17 protein-coding genes are annotated in these 18,596 nt (G+C 33.9%); 7 read left to right on the top strand and 10 right to left on the bottom strand.

The genetic code is table 11. The annotated features are described in order from the left end of the window. Positions 1-111 precede the first annotated feature (111 nt). Together HM990_RS06535 and HM990_RS06530 are read left to right on the top strand one after the other, a co-directional pair. The gene (locus HM990_RS06535) at positions 112-1,002 is read left to right on the top strand and encodes an aldose 1-epimerase family protein (RefSeq protein WP_178988157.1); all 891 of its coding nucleotides are present in this window, start codon (positions 112-114) and stop codon (positions 1,000-1,002) included. A 315-nt stretch (positions 1,003-1,317) separates the two neighbouring features. Further along, on the top strand, positions 1,318-2,667 hold the full coding sequence (locus HM990_RS06530; RefSeq protein WP_178988156.1) for a DEAD/DEAH box helicase: 1,350 nt from the start codon (positions 1,318-1,320) through the stop codon (positions 2,665-2,667). 333 nt (positions 2,668-3,000) lie between these two features. On the opposite strand, the gene HM990_RS06525 is transcribed toward HM990_RS06530, so the two are convergent. The 5 genes from HM990_RS06525 to HM990_RS06505 all read right to left on the bottom strand — a co-directional run bounded on the left by HM990_RS06525 (position 3,001) and on the right by HM990_RS06505 (position 5,643). Next, positions 3,001-3,828, bottom strand: coding sequence for a mechanosensitive ion channel family protein (locus tag HM990_RS06525; protein WP_178988155.1), 828 nt, complete (start codon positions 3,826-3,828; stop codon positions 3,001-3,003). A gap of 35 nt (positions 3,829-3,863) precedes the next feature. Then, positions 3,864-4,037: a hypothetical protein gene (locus tag HM990_RS06520; RefSeq protein ID WP_178988154.1), complete on the bottom strand. Its 174-nt coding sequence runs from the start codon at positions 4,035-4,037 to the stop codon at positions 3,864-3,866. Next, positions 4,021-4,614, bottom strand: a complete 594-nt coding sequence (locus tag HM990_RS06515) for an RNA polymerase sigma factor (protein WP_178988153.1) — start codon at positions 4,612-4,614, stop codon at positions 4,021-4,023. Before HM990_RS06515 ends, HM990_RS06520 begins: the two co-directional genes overlap by 17 nt. 107 nt (positions 4,615-4,721) lie before the next feature. After that, a complete protein-coding gene (locus HM990_RS06510; protein ID WP_178988152.1) occupies positions 4,722-5,126 on the bottom strand; it encodes a DUF2721 domain-containing protein in 405 nt (134 codons plus the stop codon). 100 nt (positions 5,127-5,226) lie between these two features. After that, positions 5,227-5,643, bottom strand: a complete 417-nt coding sequence (locus HM990_RS06505; protein WP_229719399.1) for a MotA/TolQ/ExbB proton channel family protein — start codon at positions 5,641-5,643, stop codon at positions 5,227-5,229. Positions 5,644-5,833: 190 nt separating this feature from the next. Here HM990_RS06505 and HM990_RS06500 point away from each other — a divergent pair, with 190 nt between their 5' ends. The 3 genes from HM990_RS06500 to HM990_RS06490 all read left to right on the top strand — a co-directional run bounded on the left by HM990_RS06500 (position 5,834) and on the right by HM990_RS06490 (position 8,265). Continuing rightward, positions 5,834-6,895, top strand: a complete 1,062-nt coding sequence (locus HM990_RS06500; protein WP_178988150.1) for a sensor histidine kinase — start codon at positions 5,834-5,836, stop codon at positions 6,893-6,895. Position 6,896: 1 nt separating this feature from the next. After that, positions 6,897-7,607 (top strand): LytR/AlgR family response regulator transcription factor, encoded by a 711-nt coding sequence (locus HM990_RS06495; RefSeq protein ID WP_178988149.1) that lies wholly within the window; start codon positions 6,897-6,899, stop codon positions 7,605-7,607. Between the two features lie 67 nt (positions 7,608-7,674). After that, positions 7,675-8,265, top strand: a complete 591-nt coding sequence (locus HM990_RS06490; protein ID WP_178988148.1) for a hypothetical protein — start codon at positions 7,675-7,677, stop codon at positions 8,263-8,265. 276 nt (positions 8,266-8,541) lie between these two features. Here HM990_RS06490 and fabV read toward each other — a convergent pair whose 3' ends face one another. From fabV to HM990_RS06470, 4 genes are all read right to left on the bottom strand, one after another. Continuing rightward, positions 8,542-9,732, bottom strand: a complete 1,191-nt coding sequence (gene fabV / locus HM990_RS06485; protein WP_178988147.1) for an enoyl-ACP reductase FabV — start codon at positions 9,730-9,732, stop codon at positions 8,542-8,544. Positions 9,733-9,752: 20 nt separating this feature from the next. Continuing rightward, positions 9,753-11,153 carry a dihydrolipoyl dehydrogenase gene (gene lpdA, locus HM990_RS06480; protein ID WP_178988146.1) on the bottom strand — a complete coding sequence of 467 codons (1,401 nt, stop codon included), beginning with the start codon at positions 11,151-11,153 and terminating at the stop codon, positions 9,753-9,755. 449 nt (positions 11,154-11,602) lie between these two features. Beyond that, on the bottom strand, positions 11,603-12,373 hold the full coding sequence (locus tag HM990_RS06475; protein WP_178988145.1) for a response regulator transcription factor: 771 nt from the start codon (positions 12,371-12,373) through the stop codon (positions 11,603-11,605). A 428-nt stretch (positions 12,374-12,801) separates the two neighbouring features. Further along, a complete protein-coding gene (locus HM990_RS06470; RefSeq protein WP_178988144.1) occupies positions 12,802-13,260 on the bottom strand; it encodes an Lrp/AsnC family transcriptional regulator in 459 nt (152 codons plus the stop codon). 159 nt (positions 13,261-13,419) lie between these two features. Here HM990_RS06470 and HM990_RS06465 point away from each other — a divergent pair, with 159 nt between their 5' ends. Then, entirely contained in the window at positions 13,420-14,619 is a 1,200-nt protein-coding gene (locus HM990_RS06465; protein ID WP_178988143.1) for an aminotransferase class I/II-fold pyridoxal phosphate-dependent enzyme, read from the top strand. A 71-nt stretch (positions 14,620-14,690) separates the two neighbouring features. Here HM990_RS06465 and HM990_RS06460 read toward each other — a convergent pair whose 3' ends face one another. Beyond that, positions 14,691-16,367, bottom strand: a complete 1,677-nt coding sequence (locus HM990_RS06460) for an autotransporter outer membrane beta-barrel domain-containing protein (RefSeq protein ID WP_178988142.1) — start codon at positions 16,365-16,367, stop codon at positions 14,691-14,693. Between the two features lie 639 nt (positions 16,368-17,006). Here HM990_RS06460 and nhaC point away from each other — a divergent pair. Then, the gene (gene nhaC / locus HM990_RS06455; RefSeq protein ID WP_178988141.1) at positions 17,007-18,482 is read left to right on the top strand and encodes a Na+/H+ antiporter NhaC; all 1,476 of its coding nucleotides are present in this window, start codon (positions 17,007-17,009) and stop codon (positions 18,480-18,482) included. The last annotated feature ends 114 nt before the right edge of the window (positions 18,483-18,596 follow it).

Below are 18,596 nucleotides of genomic sequence, written 5' to 3'. Positions count from 1 at the left end.
TAGGTTTAATTATTAATTGTTCCGAAAAATAACTTAAATACTTGTAAGGTTTTTCAAAACTTTCAGGATAAAACAAGAGAAGAATTGTATATTTCAAAAAAAATAAAACCGATGCCTAGTTTAAAAAATGACCTCTTACAAATCAACATCAAATCCAAAGGTGCTGAGTTATGCAACATCACTTCCGTAAAAAATAATACCGAATTTATGTGGCAAGCTTATACTGAGATTTGGGAAAGTCATGCGCCAAATTTGTTTCCAATTATTGGTTGTATGAAAGATGACAGCTATACCTACAAAAGCAAATCTTATCACATGCCAAAACATGGTTTTATAAGACATAATGATGATTTCACAATAAAGAATCAGACGGATTCGAGTATCACGTTTTCATTGATTTCAAATGAAGACTTATTTACAATGTATCCTTTTTTATTTGAACTTGACATTAGTTATACACTTACAGAAAATAGACTAACCATTAATCATACGGTTACCAATTCAGATGAAAAACCACTCTACTTTTCTTTAGGTGGTCATCCTGCTTTTAATTGTCCACTTTCGAAGGATGAAAACTACACAGATTATTATTTGGAATTCGAAATTCCTGAAAACAGCGCATCTTATGTATTGAATATGAATTCTGGTTTGTTAACTGATAAAACGAAACCTGTATTTACAGACGGTAATAAAATTAATTTACGTCCAGATTTATTTAATGAAGATGCTCTAATTTTTAAGGATTTAAAATCGAGAATCGTCAATTTGAAACATAAAACCAAGGGAAAAATCTTAGCCGTTAATTTTGAAGATTTTAAACAATTGGGAATTTGGGCCAAACCAAATGCGCCTTATGTTTGTATTGAACCTTGGTTAGGCATTGCAGATCATGAATCGACGGATCAAAACATTGAAACTAAAGAAGGGATTTTAGAACTTGAAGCTGGTGCTGTTTTTGAGGCTAGTTATAGTATTGAAATTGACGAAAAGCATTTGGTTTAATTCATTGTTGTCTGGGAGAGAATCATGACCGCTGCGCTTATAGAACAAAGAATAAAGACTTAATCATAACCAACAAACAATAGTTGTTTGAATTCAAAAAATAAAATGATATATTTTTATTACCATAACTTCAAACGAGAAATTATATAAGTATCGACAATTTTTGTCTTGTTAAGGACAATATATTGGTAAAACATACAAGTCAGTTTAAAAAAGTGCCATTAGGTACTATATATGGGTTCTAAAATTTTAACTCAGATTACGAATTAGAATAACCACTTTGGAAAATGTATCTTTGCAACTTAAAACAACGATGTGACTTTTCAAGATCTCAATTTAAATACACCTTTATACAACGCTTTAGATGATTTAGGCTTTGCCACACCTACGCCTATTCAGGAAGAATCCTTTAGCGTGGTGGCTTCTGGAAAGGATGTGGTTGGTATTGCACAAACTGGTACTGGTAAGACCCTTGCCTATATGTTGCCCATTTTACGAAACCTTAAATATTCGCAACAAGATAACCCAAGGGTTTTGGTTTTGGTGCCTACGCGTGAATTGGTGGTGCAAGTTGTGAGTGAGATTGAAAAATTTTCTAAATACATCAACAATCGTGTGTTGGGTGTTTATGGTGGTACCAATATTAATACACAAAAACAAGCGGTTGCACAAGGTCAGGATATTATTGTGGCAACTCCTGGACGACTTTACGATTTAGCCGTGAGTAGGGTTTTACAATTAAAATCGATTCAGAAATTAGTGATTGACGAAGTGGACGTGATGCTCGATTTAGGTTTTAGACATCAACTGATGAATATTTTTGACATTCTTCCACAGCGTCGCCAAAACATTATGTATTCGGCAACTATGACTAAAGATGTGGATGATTTGATTAGCGATTTTTTTATTAATCCCACAAAAATTTCGATTGCGGTTTCTGGTACGCCTTTGGAAAACATTAAACAAGAACGTTACGATGTTCCTAACTTTTACACTAAAGTCAACCTATTGGAACATTTACTTCAAGATAAAGAAGCATTTTCAAAAGTCCTGATTTTTGTGGCCTACAAGAAAATGGCTGACCGCCTTTTTGATCAATTGGAGGACTTATTCCCGAATGAATCTTGTGTTATCCATTCCAACAAAACACAAAATTACCGCTTACGCAGTATTGAACAATTTAGAGAAGGTGAAAACCGACTGTTGGTAGCTACAGACGTTATGGCAAGAGGCCTGGATATTGAAGGGGTTTCCCATGTCATCAACTTTGACACACCGGATTATCCTGAAAACTACATGCACAGAATCGGTAGAACCGGTAGAGCTGAACAGGAAGGCCATTCTATTCTTTTTTCTACTGAAACCGAACAGGAAGGTTTAGAGCGTATAGAGGTACTCATGCAAATGAAAATTGAAACGCTCACTATTCCTGAAAACGTTGAGATTTCAACAGAATTAATTGAAGAAGAACGTCCACAGATTAGAGAGCGAAACAATCCTACAAAACGACGTGATGAAGATGCGCCAGGACCAGCTTTTCACGATAAGAAAGAAAAAAACCAAAAGGAAAATTTAGGTGGTTCTTATAGACGGGAAATTGCTAAAAAGTATAAAAAACCGAAGACTCGAGGCGATAAGAATTATAATCGACGTAATAAAAAATAGTTATCAGTCTCAGTCGCAGTAATAAGTAATAAGTGTAAAGTGCGACTTTTTTTTTGAGATGAATAGCTTTGTGAATCCTTTGTGAATCCTTTGCGGAACTTTGTGAAATCGCTATGGCTTAGTTTTTCATCATGTCATCTGTCATCCGTCTTCCGTCTTCCGTCAACTATATCCTTCATTCTTCTTTCTTCAACAAATCACTACATTTCAAAACTTAAATGGTATAAAAAATAAAACCCTAATCAAATTAATGAAAAGGGTTCTCCATATATCTCAAGTACATGCAGAATCGTATTTTATGTGAACATAAAATCTATGACCCTAACCTCATAGTTAATCCTGCATTTGTACTTGATTTTCTGTTAAATCCTTAATAGGCACAATAAGTCGTCCTTTAGAATTTTTTAATATTATTGAAATGCTTTGTACAGCATCTATTGTATAGGATTCGTTATTGAAAATAATTTTTTGACCTACTTCAAACGTTTTACGAGCGTAAAATGTATTCAATAATTTTCCAACCACTTCCCTTGCTCCTAAACCAACTGCAATGGCAAATGCTCCGAGAAAAGCAGCCAATATCATGGTAATATTGCTTGTAATGATCTCTGTATTAATGCCTGCTTGGTTTAAAGCTGTTATGGAAATAAAAGTTAATAATAAGAAAAACACAACTTGGCTTATCATTTTGCCACCAGACAAATCCATGGATTCAAATAATGATTTTAAGCCATTTTTTACAAAATTAGCAAATAATAAGCCTATAACAAAGATGACTAAGGCAGCAAAAAGTTGAGGCAAATAGGCCAATAATGCACCCACTTGTTCAGTAATAATTTCTAATCCAATAGCTTCTGATACGGTTATCAATATAACGATATACATAATCCATTTTACAAATTTTGAAACTATTTTTATAGTATCAAAATTTAACTGTTTTCCTTCTACTATTTCAATTTCGTTGAGTTTATCATCAAGTTTATTTGCTTTAGCTAATTTTAATATTTTCCTAATAGCCTTTACTACAAGTTTCGTTATCAACCAGCCAACAATTAAAATTAGAATTGCACCTAAAGCTTTAAATGCAAATGCGGTAACTTCTGGCCATATCGAGGACAATGAGTCCGCTAATGTATTTTTAAAATCTGTTAAATCTTCCATGATAATACTATTTTGGTTAGGATTTGTTTAGTATTCTATTTCTTTCTTTTACTTGTGACACTTTCGATTATATGCCCAATATTATACGAAAACAACTCGGCAATTTCCATAAAAAGCTTCGCCATGGCAATGTCGTGCATAACTTTGCTTTTCAGTTCTTGTGGAACTTCCTGTAACGGTTGGTCTAGGTTTTTAAATGGATTTTCCATCTTTCGTATAATTTGTGTACTTCTGTACAAGTTTTTCTTTTGCTCTTTTTAATCGCATTTTAACTGCGCTTTCTCCAATATCTAAAGCGACAGACAGTTCTTTAATTGATAAATTATCTTGATATTTTAATAATAAAATCATTTTTTCGTCTGGCGAAATCATTTCCATAACTTTTTTTAATTGTTCTACTCTCATGCTTTCAAACTCACGAGTAGAATCAATATCTTCGCCTATATTTTCAATGTCAAAATTTTCTGTACTAACTGATTTTTTTTCAAACTTTTTAGCCGTGTTTCTGGTTACATAATTCACGCAATGATTATAGGTAAACGCATATAACCAAGTTGAAAATTTCGATTTCCCTTTAAAACTCGCCAATTTTACAAAGACCCTTAAAAAAACATCTTGGGTTAAATCCTTGGCCTCATCAATACCATTGGCAAATCCATAACATTTGTTATACACCATGCTCTCATATCTATCGTACAGCACCTCGAACAACAGAGTATCGTTGGTTTTGACAATGGCTTCTACGAGCGCTTCATCGGTTAGGTTATGAACAGCGTCTTGTGTCAAGAGATTTTATGATCGGATTAATGGATTGATATTAAACTCATTTTAAGGAGTATGTAAAGTTAAGACACTAAAAATATTATGAGGTCACATTTTATTTAATGATTTTCTTACTTTTTTAAATGATTTTCAATATCTCCCAAATGATGTTGTAATGCCTGAGCTGATATTTGTATTTCCCATATTAAAAAAGCCAAAGACACTATGAGTAGCAAAAGCCCAATTCCAAAAGCCCAAACTGCTATAACATCATAATTTACATAGATTAAAAACATAGTAAGCACACAAAATAACAAACTAGTGATTCCTGAAATTTGCATGTACCTAGTTAATTTTACTCTTAACTTTAGATTGTTTATCTGCCTAAGAATAGAACTATCCTGATGCTCTAGATATTGATCGCGCAAATTCCGAATGATAGCTGCATAAGCCAAAAACCGATTCGTATAGGCCAACATGATTAAGGATATTGCCGAAAATAAAAGCGCTGGTGTTGTGAGGGTTAGTTCTTCCATTAGGTTGTTTTTACAAAATTACAGAATATTAAGGTCTGGACGTAAAAAAAGCGAACTTTAAAAAGTTCGCTTCATTTAATGGATAATTTTTCCGTTAGAATTATTCCTGTTTTTCAGAATTGACAAACCAACGTAACACTAGAATTCCAATTCTTGCAATTACAAAAGTAAATAATCCAAAAGTGGCCGTTAAGAGCGACACTTTTAATCCACCAGCAAACATAGACGGATTAGGATTTCCCATCGCTTCCACAGAATCAAAGGCTGAAATTAAGCCTATAACAGACCCTAAAAACCCTAAAACCAGTCCCAACAGACTGGAATCTACCGTTAGTTTTAGCATTTTTTCGGTTTTTGCCATATCTTTCTTAAGGTTGATGAAGCCGTTAATTAAAAGGAATATGGACAATAAAAGACAGATTAAAATAAGCGACATAAAGAATGGGCCACCTTCGTTAAATCGATCCACAAATGGATTGGAAATGATTATAACATTTGAAATTACTAAGTCGTTCATGATCAATGATATTAAGTTAAACATACCTCAAACTTAAAAAATAAATACCTTCAATATATATATTTGCGACGGATAACCATTTTAACTTGGGATTTGGCACTATGTTGAATCCATTGCTAATTCCGTTATTCGTCTATAAACTCATAAAACACTATAAAAATACAGTATTATTGTAATTTGAATTTTCTAAATGCTTAAAACGAATTTCATATATAAAAAAATCGGTCAAGGTCTGCTCCATATTATATTTTGGTGTGCTGTGCTCCTATTCTACACCTATTTTTTTGGTGTTGGCAGTAATAATTTTGGAGATACATTAATATTTTCTTTGTTTTTGATGCCGATTACAATTGCCACAACTTATGTCTCCATTTATAAGTTAATACCAGATTATCTCATAGCAAAACGTTATTTTCAGTTTGTACTTTATAGTATTTATACGCTGATAATTTCAGCGTATTTGGTCATGGTTTCTATCTTTTTTAGTTTGATTTATATTTCAAATTTTGAATATAATGACATGAATCCTTTGACTAGAAATATTCTTTTCGTGTTGACCGGAATATATCTTGTCACCTTCATAGTAAGTGCGTTTAAGCTGATGAAACTAAATATAAGGGCTTCAAAAAGAACCCAAACGCTTGAAACTAAAATTCTTGAAACACAATTGAAATTAAAAGAACAAGAACTGAAATATTTAAAAATGCAGATTCATCCACACTTTCTGTTTAACACGCTGAATACTATGTATGGTTTCGCATTGAAAAAAGCGGATGAAACACCAGAAATGATATTAAAACTATCCAACTTATTGGATTACTTGTTGTATCAAGTGGATAAACCATTTGTAAGTTTAAATGATGAAATAAATCATATTGAAGATTATATCAGTTTAGAGCAAATGCGTTTTAGTGATACTCTGAATGTGAATTTTTCGAAACATATAAATCCAGAACCTATTGAAATTGCTCCAATGCTATTGATTCCTTTTGTTGAAAATAGTTTTAAGCATGGAAAAATTAGAAATGGTAAACTGGAAATAACTATCGATATTGAAGCAACCCGTAGTAAAATTGAATTCAAAATTCAAAATAGTTCCAATCAAACATCAAGCTCAAGTGAAGGTATTGGATTGGAGAATATAAAAAAGCGCTTGGAATTCTTATACCCGAATCAACATCAACTTAAAATTGATAGAGATGAAAATGTTTTTACTATTGCATTAAATTTAAACCTAAACCCAACGTTATAAGATGTCTAAAACTATTTCTTGTATCATTGTTGACGATGAAATAATGGCGCGGGACATTATAGCTTCCCACTTATCCAAAATTGAAAACATGAAGGTTATTGCACAATGCAAAAATGCGATTGAAGCCTTTAATTTTATTAATAACCATAAAGTTGACTTAATTTTTTTAGATATTAATATGCCTGAGGTTTCGGGCATTTCCTTTGCCAAATCCATAAATAAAAATATCAAGATTATCTTTACCACAGCTTACAGAGATTATGCTGTTGAAGGTTTTGATTTGCAAGCTGTAGATTATCTTTTAAAACCTATTGCTTTTGAGCGCTTATTGAAATCCGTTAACCGTTATTTTGAAGTGACCTCTTCTTTAATTGAAGATGTTTCTGAACCAGCAGAAAATAATGACTTTATATTTGTGCGTTCTGACCGAAAAATGCTAAAAGTAGATTTTGATTCTATTTTATATGTTGAAAGTTTAAGTGATTATATTAAAATTCATCTCTCCGACAAAATTATTGTAACGAGAGAAACCATAACCGCCATTGAAGCCAAATTACCTAAAAATCGTTTCCTAAGAATTCACAGGTCTTATATTGTTGCATTATCGCAAATTCAGTCTTTTACAAATGAACATGTTACAGTTCATCGAAAAGCGCTTTCCATTAGTCGAAGTTATAAGAAAGAAGTTTTGAAACGTCTAGAAAATTTTTAACTTTAAGGAAATAATCACCCAAATCTTAACGTTGTATAGTGATGCTATGCTATTGAATACCTGCTAAATGAATGATTATCTACACGACACGATTCCCAATTTAAAGCCGTTTAGCTATGAGCGTCATCACGATTCTCATTTTATAAATCAGCAATGGGTTTTAGTCAATGGCATTTCTAAAAAGAAATCAATTTATACCTTTAAGGAAGATAATATTCTTGAAATATCCCGAAAAGACAACGTCATCAAAACCTCTTGGAACATCAATATCCAAAACACATTTACTATTGAAACCGAAGATGGGCTGATTACTGTGGAAGCTTATTTTAAGGATGATGATATTTTGGTGCTTAACAATCAAGATAAAGAAGAATTTGCGCTTTATATCAATACGACCAAATATGAAGACGAGCTGAATTCCATTGAAGATATTCAAGCGTATTTAAAAGAGAAATATAAAAGGAAAGTTAGCACTATTATTTACGACCACGAATTCTACTATATAGAAAAATCTAAAGAATTCGGTCCATTCACGGTTGAACAACTTTCCGAAAAAGTAAAAAACGAAGAAATCAGCACCTATTGTTTTGTGAGAGATGTTAATGAGTATGATTATAGTAAGCGGCTTCGTATTGAAGATTTGATTCAGGAACTTTGAAAGCGTATTCAGTCTCAGTTTTCAGTAAGAAGTAAAAAGTGAAACGTTTTTTGATTTTATCTTGAAAGTCCATTATTTGTTTCATTTACTTCTTTTGTGAATCTTCGTGCCTTCTCTGTGGAACTTTATGTAATAAATTTTCTCACAATCCTGAAAGTTATTGGGAGTTAAGTCGCAAAGCAGAATAGCCGCACAGATGTGTGAAATTAGTGTCAAAAAAAAAGCGAAAATCCATTTCAGAAATTCGCTTTTCAAATTATTATATATATAACTTACTTATTCTTGCAATCCAGGAATAGCAACCATTTCATCAACGTCTTTATCATAGTCTACTCCATCAACTTCAAACCCAAAGAGATTAAAGAAATCAGTTTTATAACCTTGTAAATCGCCAATATTTGGTAAGGTTTCTGTAGTGGCTTGTTTCCAAAGTTCTAGAACTTTTGCTTGGATATCGTCTCGCATTTCCCAATCGTCAATGCGTATTCTTCCGGCTTCATCCAATTCTAAATTTTCAGCATATAGACGTTCGTTAAACAATCGTTCAATTTGCTCAATACATCCTTCGTGAATGCCTTCGTCCTTCATCACTTGATACAATAATGAAATGTATAATGGAATTACAGGAATTGCAGAACTCGCTTGGGTTACTAGGGCTTTATTCACAGAAACATAGGCTTTCCCATTGATGTCTTCTAAAGTATCCGTAATTTTAAAAGCTGTCGCTTCCAAATCATCTTTCGCTGCTCCAATTGTTCCTTTTCTGTAAACGGCCTCAGTTAATGATGGTCCGATATAAGAATAGGCAACGGTTTTAAAATCCTCAGATAATACATCTTCAGATTTTAATAAATCAATCCACATTTGCCAATCTTCGCCTCCCATTACAGCCACTGTGTTGTCAATATCATCGCCAGAACTTGGTTCAATAGAAATTTCCTTGACTTCGCCGGTATGAAAATCGACCGTCTTATTAGTAAACGTGTCACCAATGGGTTTTAGAACGGACTTAAAACGTTCGCCTGTTTCTGGATGCGTCCTTACTGGCGAAGCCAAACTGTAAATCAGCATATCGATTTTACCCAAATCGTCTTTTATTAATTTTAAGGTTTGTGCTTTAATTTCGTTAGAAAACGCATCGCCATTGATACTTTTGGCGTATAAACCATCTTTGTGAGCTTGTGTCTCAAAAGCTGCACTATTGTACCAACCTGGCGAAGCAGGACGACCTTCTGATGGTGGCTTTTCGAAAAACACACCAATAGTTGAAGCATCAGAGCCATAAGCACTCGTTATCCTCGAGGCTAAACCAAATCCGGTTGAAGCGCCAATTACCAATACTTTTTTAGGCCCGTTTTTAGTTGGTCGTTCTTTTATATAATTTATTTGATCCAATACATTTTGCTCACAACCTGTTGGATGCGAGGTTAAACAAATAAATCCTCTAGTTCTTGGTTCTATTATCATATCTTTTTAGTCTAAATGGTCTATACGTGTAATGCTCTATCGTCAGTTGCTGCTAAAGCGGCTTCTTTTACTGCTTCGGCGAATGTTGGGTGTGCATGGGACATCCGGGAAATATCTTCAGCCGAAGCTCTATATTCCATCGCCACAACTGCTTCCGAAATTAAATCGGCACAACGTGCACCAATCATATGGATTCCCAATACTTCATCTGTAGTTTTATCGGCTAATATTTTTACAAAACCTTCTAAATCACCACTTGCTCTAGCGCGTCCTAAAGCTCTAAATGGAAATTGACCCACTTTGTATTCAACATTATCAGCTTTTAATTCTTCTTCGGTTTTACCAACCGCAGCGACTTCTGGCCATGTGTAAACCACACCTGGAATTAAATTATAATCGATATGTGGCTTTTGCCCAGCTATAGTTTCCGCTACAAAAACACCTTCTTCCTCAGCTTTGTGTGCTAACATAGCGCCTTTGATGACATCGCCAATAGCATAAATATGGGATGCAGAGGTTTGTAGATGCTCATTTACTTCAACTTGTCCTCTATCATTGATTTTCACACCTGCAGCTTCAGCATTTAGACCATCCGTATAAGGACGACGACCAACAGACACTAAGCAATAATCGCCTTTAAATTCCACGACTTCGCCTTTTTTGTTTTCAGCTTTTACAATAACTTCATCGCCTTTTCGCTCAACGGATTGCACTTTGTGCGATACCATCATTTTGCATTTTGCCTTCTTAAAAACCTTATTCAATTCCTTAGACAAACCAGCATCCATAGTCGGTATGATTCTGTCCATATATTCTATAACCGTCACTTCTGCACCTAAACGACGATATACTTGACCGAGCTCTAAACCAATAACACCTCCACCAATGATAATTAAGTGCTTTGGAATTTCCTTTAGTTTTAAAGCTTCTGTTGAAGTGATGATACGCTCCTTATCTAATTCTATAAATGGTAAGTTACTTGGCTTACTTCCTGTTGCAATGATGATTTTTTTTGCTTCAATTTCCTGAGCATCCTTTCCATCAATTTTAATATGAGTCGCATCTTTAAAAAACCCTAACCCTTCAAAAACGTCAATATTATTTTTCTTCATTAAGAAATCAATACCACCAGTTGTTTGATCCACAACAGCTTGCTTACGACCAATCATTTTTTCCAGATTCACTTTAATCTCGCCAGGAATCTCAATACCATGCTCTTCAAAATGTTTGGTAGCTTCTTCGTAATGGTGCGACGAACTCAATAAGGCTTTGCTAGGAATACAGCCTACGTTTAAGCATGTACCACCAAGCGTGGAATATTTTTCAATAATGGCAGTTTTCATGCCTAATTGTGCGCAACGAATTGCGGCTACATAACCGCCAGGTCCAGAACCTATTATTGCTACATCGTATGACTTCATAAGAATATTTTTGTCTGATTAGTTTTAATACCAACAAAAATACGAATGTTTTGTGGGAAGGCAAACGGCTATTTCATTGAATTTATGATTTATGTTTCCAAATCATAATAGATTCATTAATCCAAGTTTGGGATTTTGGGTCTTAGTCATAGCTCACAGAATTCCTAGTGTTATTACCTATTAAAATATTTAAACTTTATGCCTTAAATATTCCCCATCCTAATAATAAAACGAGATTTCGAAATAGCGTTCAGTTTACGTCTTAGCCGATTAGTATAGAATTAATGAAACCTGAGGTTTTGAAGAAATTGTCTAAAAAAAAGCCCAAACTTTTAGCTGATTAAATTAATCTAAAAGAATGGACCTGTTTTCCCTAAGTTGCTAATAGCAAACCAAAATTGCATATTATTTAATGATGTCACAATACTCAATTTGAGTATTTATTAAATTCACAACCAATGTTGATTCATTTTTAACATACCAACGAGTTCTCCTGTTGACGAAATTTTAAGCTTTTTCAATATATTCCTTCGGTGTGTATCTACCGTGTGTGAACTTATACTTAACTTCTCAGAAATTTCTTTACTTGTATTGTTCAAAACGAGTAACCTAATAACATCGCGCTCTCTGTTGCTTATTCCCTCATTTAATAATTTTTGAGAAAAATTATTAAAATATATAGTTTCATATTCTTTTTTGGTATTAAGCAATTTAGCAGAAGCCGTAATCTCCATTTTTATATTTGGATCCAAAACCGTGTAATGAGCTAATCCAATTATGGGTTTTCCGGCAGAATCAAAAACCAAAGGGGTTGTATTCTGTACGATATTGACATAAATATCATCTGCATTTTTCAATCTAAAATTCCATGTGTAATTCGCATCTTTTCGTCTCTCTTCTGGTATTTCACTGAGTGTAAATTCCATTAAATTATTAAGTGCGCTTAACCATGCATCAACATCCCCTGGATGAATTCTACTCCAAAAATAACGCATACCATGTACTTTTAGCTCACTTGCGTCTAATCCTAGGCACGACTTATAGTTTTTACTTACATATTCGAAAGTTAATTCTTGGGTATTGGTAACGCAAAAAAACGTAGAACTGTAAGGCAAATACTCATCGAGCTCTATTAATTTTTCGATATGTTTCTTTAGAGATGGCTTGTCATATGACTTGAATATAAAGCGATATAAATCTTTGATTTGCGACTGTTTCATAATGTAAAAGTAAAAAATTAATCTAATTGGGAAAACCTAACATATCTCCCATTCCAACGATAAATAAATATAAACCATAAAACGCATTTTCAATGGTTACCATAAGCTTAGATTTTGTTTTTATAAATGTGAAATCAAAGGGAATTTCACCAAAAAAAAAGTCATGGTTACACCTGTAAAGCAGCAAGTTAAAATAAAGCTGTATTTATTACAATTAAAAGAATTTCATTTTTTAAAAGTGATTGATAGCGGTCAAAAAAAATGTTCTAAATATCGGTTCTTTTTAATACACAGACAGCAATTTATAGAAAATCAAAAATTCCAATTTCGTTTATAATTCATTCATGAAAATCTATAGCAAAAGCTACAGCAACCAATATGAATATTGGAAAGAATTCGACGCGGTTGTAAATTGTGCTTGGTATGCGTTATATTGAAATTGCCGTCGTATGTTTCACTTCATTTATCATAAACATACTGTACGTACTACCAATATGGTCAATGGTGGTTAGTTTTTTGACCATAAACTCCCTAAACGCTTCCATATCTTCTACCAAAACTTTTATAAGGTAATCATAATCGCCACTAATATGATAACATTCTAAGACTTCATTAAGCTTGGCGACTTCCCTTTCAAATTTTACAACGTAATCTTGTGTATGTTGCACTAACTTAATATTACAAAATACCACAAAATCTTTATCAACTTTCTTTTTATCAACTAGTGCCACATAGCGATTAACAACTTTATTATTTTCAAGTTTTTTGATGCGTTCGTAAACTGCCGTAACCGACAGTCCTAATGCATGAGCTAATGCTTTGTTGGTTTGTTTACTGTCTTTTTGTAGCAGTTCTAATAATTTTCTGTCAATCACGTCGAAAGTCATTCTTATATTTTTTCAGATTATAATCAAATTTACTTATAAACATAGATTATAAATCTTATTATTAGATTAAATATAGTTTTATTTTCTAAATAATCAATTTATGCTTGACAATACATCTAAAATTGTTCAATTTTGAATAACTAATCAAATCAAGACATTATGGCTTTTAAACCTGCAAACAATATTCAAGATTTACAGTACTTCGGTGAATTCGGAGGTGTGAATCCTTCCATTTCAGATTCATCAACCTATACGTTCTTATCAGCAAAAACAATGTTCGATACCTTTGAAGGTAATGCTGATGGCTGTTATTTATACTCGCGTCATTCGTCGCCCTCAAACTTATATTTAGGCGAAGCTTTAGCAGCCATGGAAGGTACGGAAACGGCAACCGTAACGGCTTCAGGAATGGGAGCTATTACACCTGTATTATTACAACTTTGTAATTCTGGCGACCATGTGGTCAGCAGTAGAACCATTTATGGAGGCACTTATGCTTTTCTTAAAAACTTTGCACCGCGTTTAGGTATTGGGACGACGTTTGTAGATATTACAAAACTAGATGTCATTGAATCGGCAATTACTTCAAAAACTAAAGTGTTGTATTGTGAATCGGTTAGCAATCCGTTATTAGAAGTTGCTGATATCAAAAGATTGTCCGAACTAGCGAAAAAGCATAAGCTTAAATTGGTCGTTGACAATACGTTTTCGCCACTGTCCATTTCCCCTATAAAATTAGGCGCAGATATCGTGGTACATAGTTTGACCAAATTCATCAATGGTTCTTCCGATACCGTTGGTGGTGTGGTTTGTGGTACCCAAGAACTCATCGATGATTTACGAAACGTCAATAGTGGAGCCGCTATGTTATTAGGTTCTACAATGGATAGTTTACGTTCGGCTTCGGTGTTAAAGAATTTAAGAACCTTACATATCAGGATGATGCAACACAGCCATAACGCGACTTTTTTAGCTGAAAAATTTGAAAACGATGGTCTAAAAACCGTTTATCCAGGATTGGCCTCTCACCCATCACATACGTTATTTAAATCCATGATGAATGAAAAATATGGCTTTGGTGGTATGATGACCATTGATGTTGGTACTCTAGATAAAGCCAATGCGTTGATGGAAATGATGCAAGAACGCAACCTTGGTTATTTGGCAGTTAGTTTAGGATTCTACAAAACCTTATTTAGTGCGCCAGGCAGTTCTACATCGTCTGAAATTCCTGAGGAAGAACAAGAAGCGATGGGCTTGAGTGATGGTCTCATCCGTTTTTCTATAGGATTGGATGCCGATATTGAACGTACTTATGAACTGATGAGGGCTTGTATGGTGGAATTGGATATTTTATAAACTTAAAAAAACCTGAGCCTCAAACTCAGGTTTCTTTATGCTATAATAAAATTTATTTTATTTATCTAATTTTATTTATCTAAAAGCTTTTCTATTCTGTCTAAACGCGCTTCAAGAGCTTTTATTTTTTCATCTTGTGTGCTTATCGTATTTTCTTGTGTTTTTATTTTCTTATTCAGCTCAGTTATATATAGAAATTGCTCTTCTAATTTCTCCAAATTTGTAATAGTAGCTTCTGTAAGTTCTAATTTGAAGCCATTCTCCATAACTTCGGCAAACGATTTTACACCAGGTAAATGACCGTTTTTAATCACAAACGCTTCTGCCTTTTCTAATGTATTGAATTTATAATCAGACTTAATTTCAGACATTCCGCTATAGTAATCTTGAAAAACATAATCGGCGTATGCTGTGCTCGTTCCAGTTGCCAAAAAACTCGGTGCATTAACAATACCAGACGTTATGACTTGAGTAATAGCGTTATTACCTAAGCGTATTTCATAATCCGCAGAAGCAGTTGCCTGATAACCAATAGCTATTGAATTTGTTCGGTCAGCCGTACTAGCACTATGACCAATAGCCACACTCTGATTTCCACTTCCATTAAATTGATTAGCTCTGTAACCTATTGACACGTTACTACCACCTGTATAATTAAACATAGCATCTACACCAATGGCCACATTAAATGCGGAACCACCACCTTGAACCATAGTAGCAGTACCAATAGCAATATTAGACTCTCCTCCTCCTAGCGCTAATCCTGCCTGATCACCGATAGCTACATTATTAATTGATGTTATGGACTGACCAGCTTGATAACCTAAAACAACATTCTTTGAAACCGTTTGTGACACAACAGAGCCAGTGCCCATAGCATCTGTCCCAATAGCTATATTACGGTCTGAAGCTGGATCTAAGTGATTGTCTAAAGTATTTGTACCGATAGCGATATTATTTGGAGCTCTATTGCCAACACCTGCTTCATAACCAATCGCAATAAATCCAGTTGCTCGGTTATTTTGTCCCGCTCTATAACCTATTCCAATATTTCTATTTCCAGTACCAGTAGCTTGACTGGCGATATTATTTTGAAGAGCTTGATAGCCTACGGCAACATTATCATTTCCAGGATTTAAATTAGTGAGCGTATTATACCCTATTGCAATATTGGCATATCCTGAAAAAGCATTAGGGCCAGCAGCGGTAGAACCAGATAGGGCATTACTTCCTATAGCAACGCTTTCTACACCATTAATACTAGATCCTAAAGCGTTTGTCCCAAATGCAACATTGTTTGTATTCGTATTCACTTCTAAGGCACCAACACCAAAAGATGTATTTGTTGATCCAATTTTTCCAGCTGGTAAATTGAATCTTCTAAAAGCAACGTCTGCGTCGTTTATAGAACCCAAAAAATTAACAGCTGTTACAGTAGGATTACCATCTAGAAGCCAACCACTACCACCAAATCTTACCCAAGTTAATGTACCTGAGATATCTGCTAGGTAGTAATAACCTGGTTCTACCGTACCATTACTTGTGGTGTTAAATACAATTTCAGATTCAGTAGGTGTTGCGACTGTTAATGTTGTTAAATCTGTTAAAGCAACTCTTGGTATCAGTAAACCATCTGTTGTCGACGTTATTTCGAGAGCTCCATTAGGAGTAGTTGTACCTATACCTACCTGTGCATTTAATGCAAATGTAAACAGTATTAAGAATGAAAATTTTATAATTGATTTCATAGCTGAATCATTTGGTTTTTGAGGAGGATTAAATTTTAATTTTTGGAATAATAATTATGTCATAAAATAACTTACGCATAGCAATTCATAACTTATGTAAGATATAACAAGAATATACGTTTGGCTATTTAAAAAAGGCATAAGAACCATACAGTTCTTAGATTATGTTCATGAGTACCAATACATCCTGATTTTAAAGGACTTTACAATTAGAAAAACTTAGTTATCTCATTAAGTAATTATTTAAATAACTGATATGTTGTGTTAATGTAGTGGTGAGTTTATACGAAACATGAATATATTTTTAACAATTCTATAATTAAATTGTTAGTTATTAAGGTTTTAAATTTCATTTCCTCAATATTATGTTGAATTATTTATAGATGTGATAATGCTGAATACGACGCTATTTAGCATTTGGTGCTAATTATTCAAATCATCTTTTGAACACATCTTGACTTTTTGTTCTTAACCGAAAACGAGAAGAAATCAATTGAGATGAAACTAATTGTGATAGGCATAGCATCACTACTCATAAGCTTATTGATAAATATAATTCGTGCTACTTTTTAGAATCCTATTAGCTATTTGCAATTGGTATCACAAAATCGTAACATTACAGAACTAAACTGAAGTAAAATGCAAGACAATGATAACCGCTCTGAGATTAATATAGAAGATCAACACATTATTGACAATAAAGAGCTTAATCTTACAGAAGCGCTTATTCCTGTTGTTATATTAATGGGTTTACTATCTTATAACATCTTTTTTGTTGAAGGACAAGAATGGTTTGGCACCTATACCAATCAAATTATATTATTATTAGGAGGAGCTGTTGCAGCTGTTGTTGGTTTTTTTAATAAAACCACTGTAAAAACAATGCTCGAGGAAGTTTGGGAAAACTTGAAAAGTGTATTTGTACCTATCATGATTTTGTTTTTAGTTGGTGCTTTGGCAGGAACTTGGTTAGTGAGCGGTGTGATTCCCGCAATGGTTTATTATGGCTTGCAAGTTCTAAGTCCAGGAATATTCTTACCTGCATCTGTGATTATAGCAGCAGTAATTTCTATTGCTACTGGCAGTTCGTGGACCACTTCTGCAACTGTTGGTATTGCTTTGGTTGGCATAGGAACAGCATTAGGTATCAATTCAGGCATGATCGCTGGAGCTGTAATTTCTGGTGCCTATTTTGGAGATAAAATGTCACCCTTGAGTGATACCACAAATTTAGCGCCTGCTATGGCTGGTACGGATTTGTTCACGCACATTAGATACATGGCACTTACAACAATACCTACTATAATAGTGACGTTAATTGTTTTCGCAATTATTAGCGCTTCAATTGCGCCAACTGGTAATGCAGATATTAGTAATTTATTGACCTCAATAGATGAAACCTTTAATACAAGTGCTTGGCTTTTTTTAGTTCCTGCTGCTGTAATATTACTTATCCTTTTAAAAACTAAACCTCTAGTTGCATTGGCCGCAGGAACGATATTAGCTGCTATTTTTGCACTAATTTTCCAACCTGAAGTTTTAAAGACATTGTCGGATTCAAGTTTTTCTGCCATTTTAAATTCCATCTTAACCGATACATCTATTGCAACTGATAATGAGAAATTAAATGACCTATTCTCCTCTGGTGGAATGAACGGCATGCTATGGACAATCTTCTTAATTATTTGTGCCATGGTATTTGGCGGTATTATGGATGGCATTGGCGCTTTAGCTCGTATAACCAAAGCTTTGCTTTCCATCGCCTCAACCATCTTCGGACTATTTGCAAGTACCGTGCTTAGTTGCTTGGGTCTGAATGTGATTGCATCAGATCAATATTTAGCCATCGTCATTCCAGGGAAAATGTTTAAAAAAGCCTATGAGGATAAAGGTTTAGCCCCTGAAAATTTAAGTCGAACATTAGAGGATTCTGGTACAGTGACCTCGGTTCTTATTCCTTGGAATACTTGTGGTGCTTACCAAAGTGGTGTTTTAGGCGTTAGCGTAGCAGATTATTTTGTCTATGCCATATTCAATTGGTTAAGTCCATTTACAACTCTAGTTTTCGCTGCCTTCAGAATTAAAATAAAAATGTTAACAAAACAGAACGTTTAATTCTTAACGCATTTCCGGCTTTCATTACCAAGTCCATAACTTTTACACGCTAAAATTATCATTCTCATAAATTATAGCACTCTTTTTTGAGGCCATTAGCACATACTATTTCAC

The sequence above is a fragment of the Winogradskyella schleiferi genome, from assembly GCF_013394655.1.
Taxonomy (GTDB): Bacteria; Bacteroidota; Bacteroidia; order Flavobacteriales; family Flavobacteriaceae; genus Winogradskyella; species Winogradskyella schleiferi.
The sequence above is the reverse complement of the archived record's forward strand: the minus strand, read 5'-3'. Positions and strand labels throughout refer to the sequence as shown.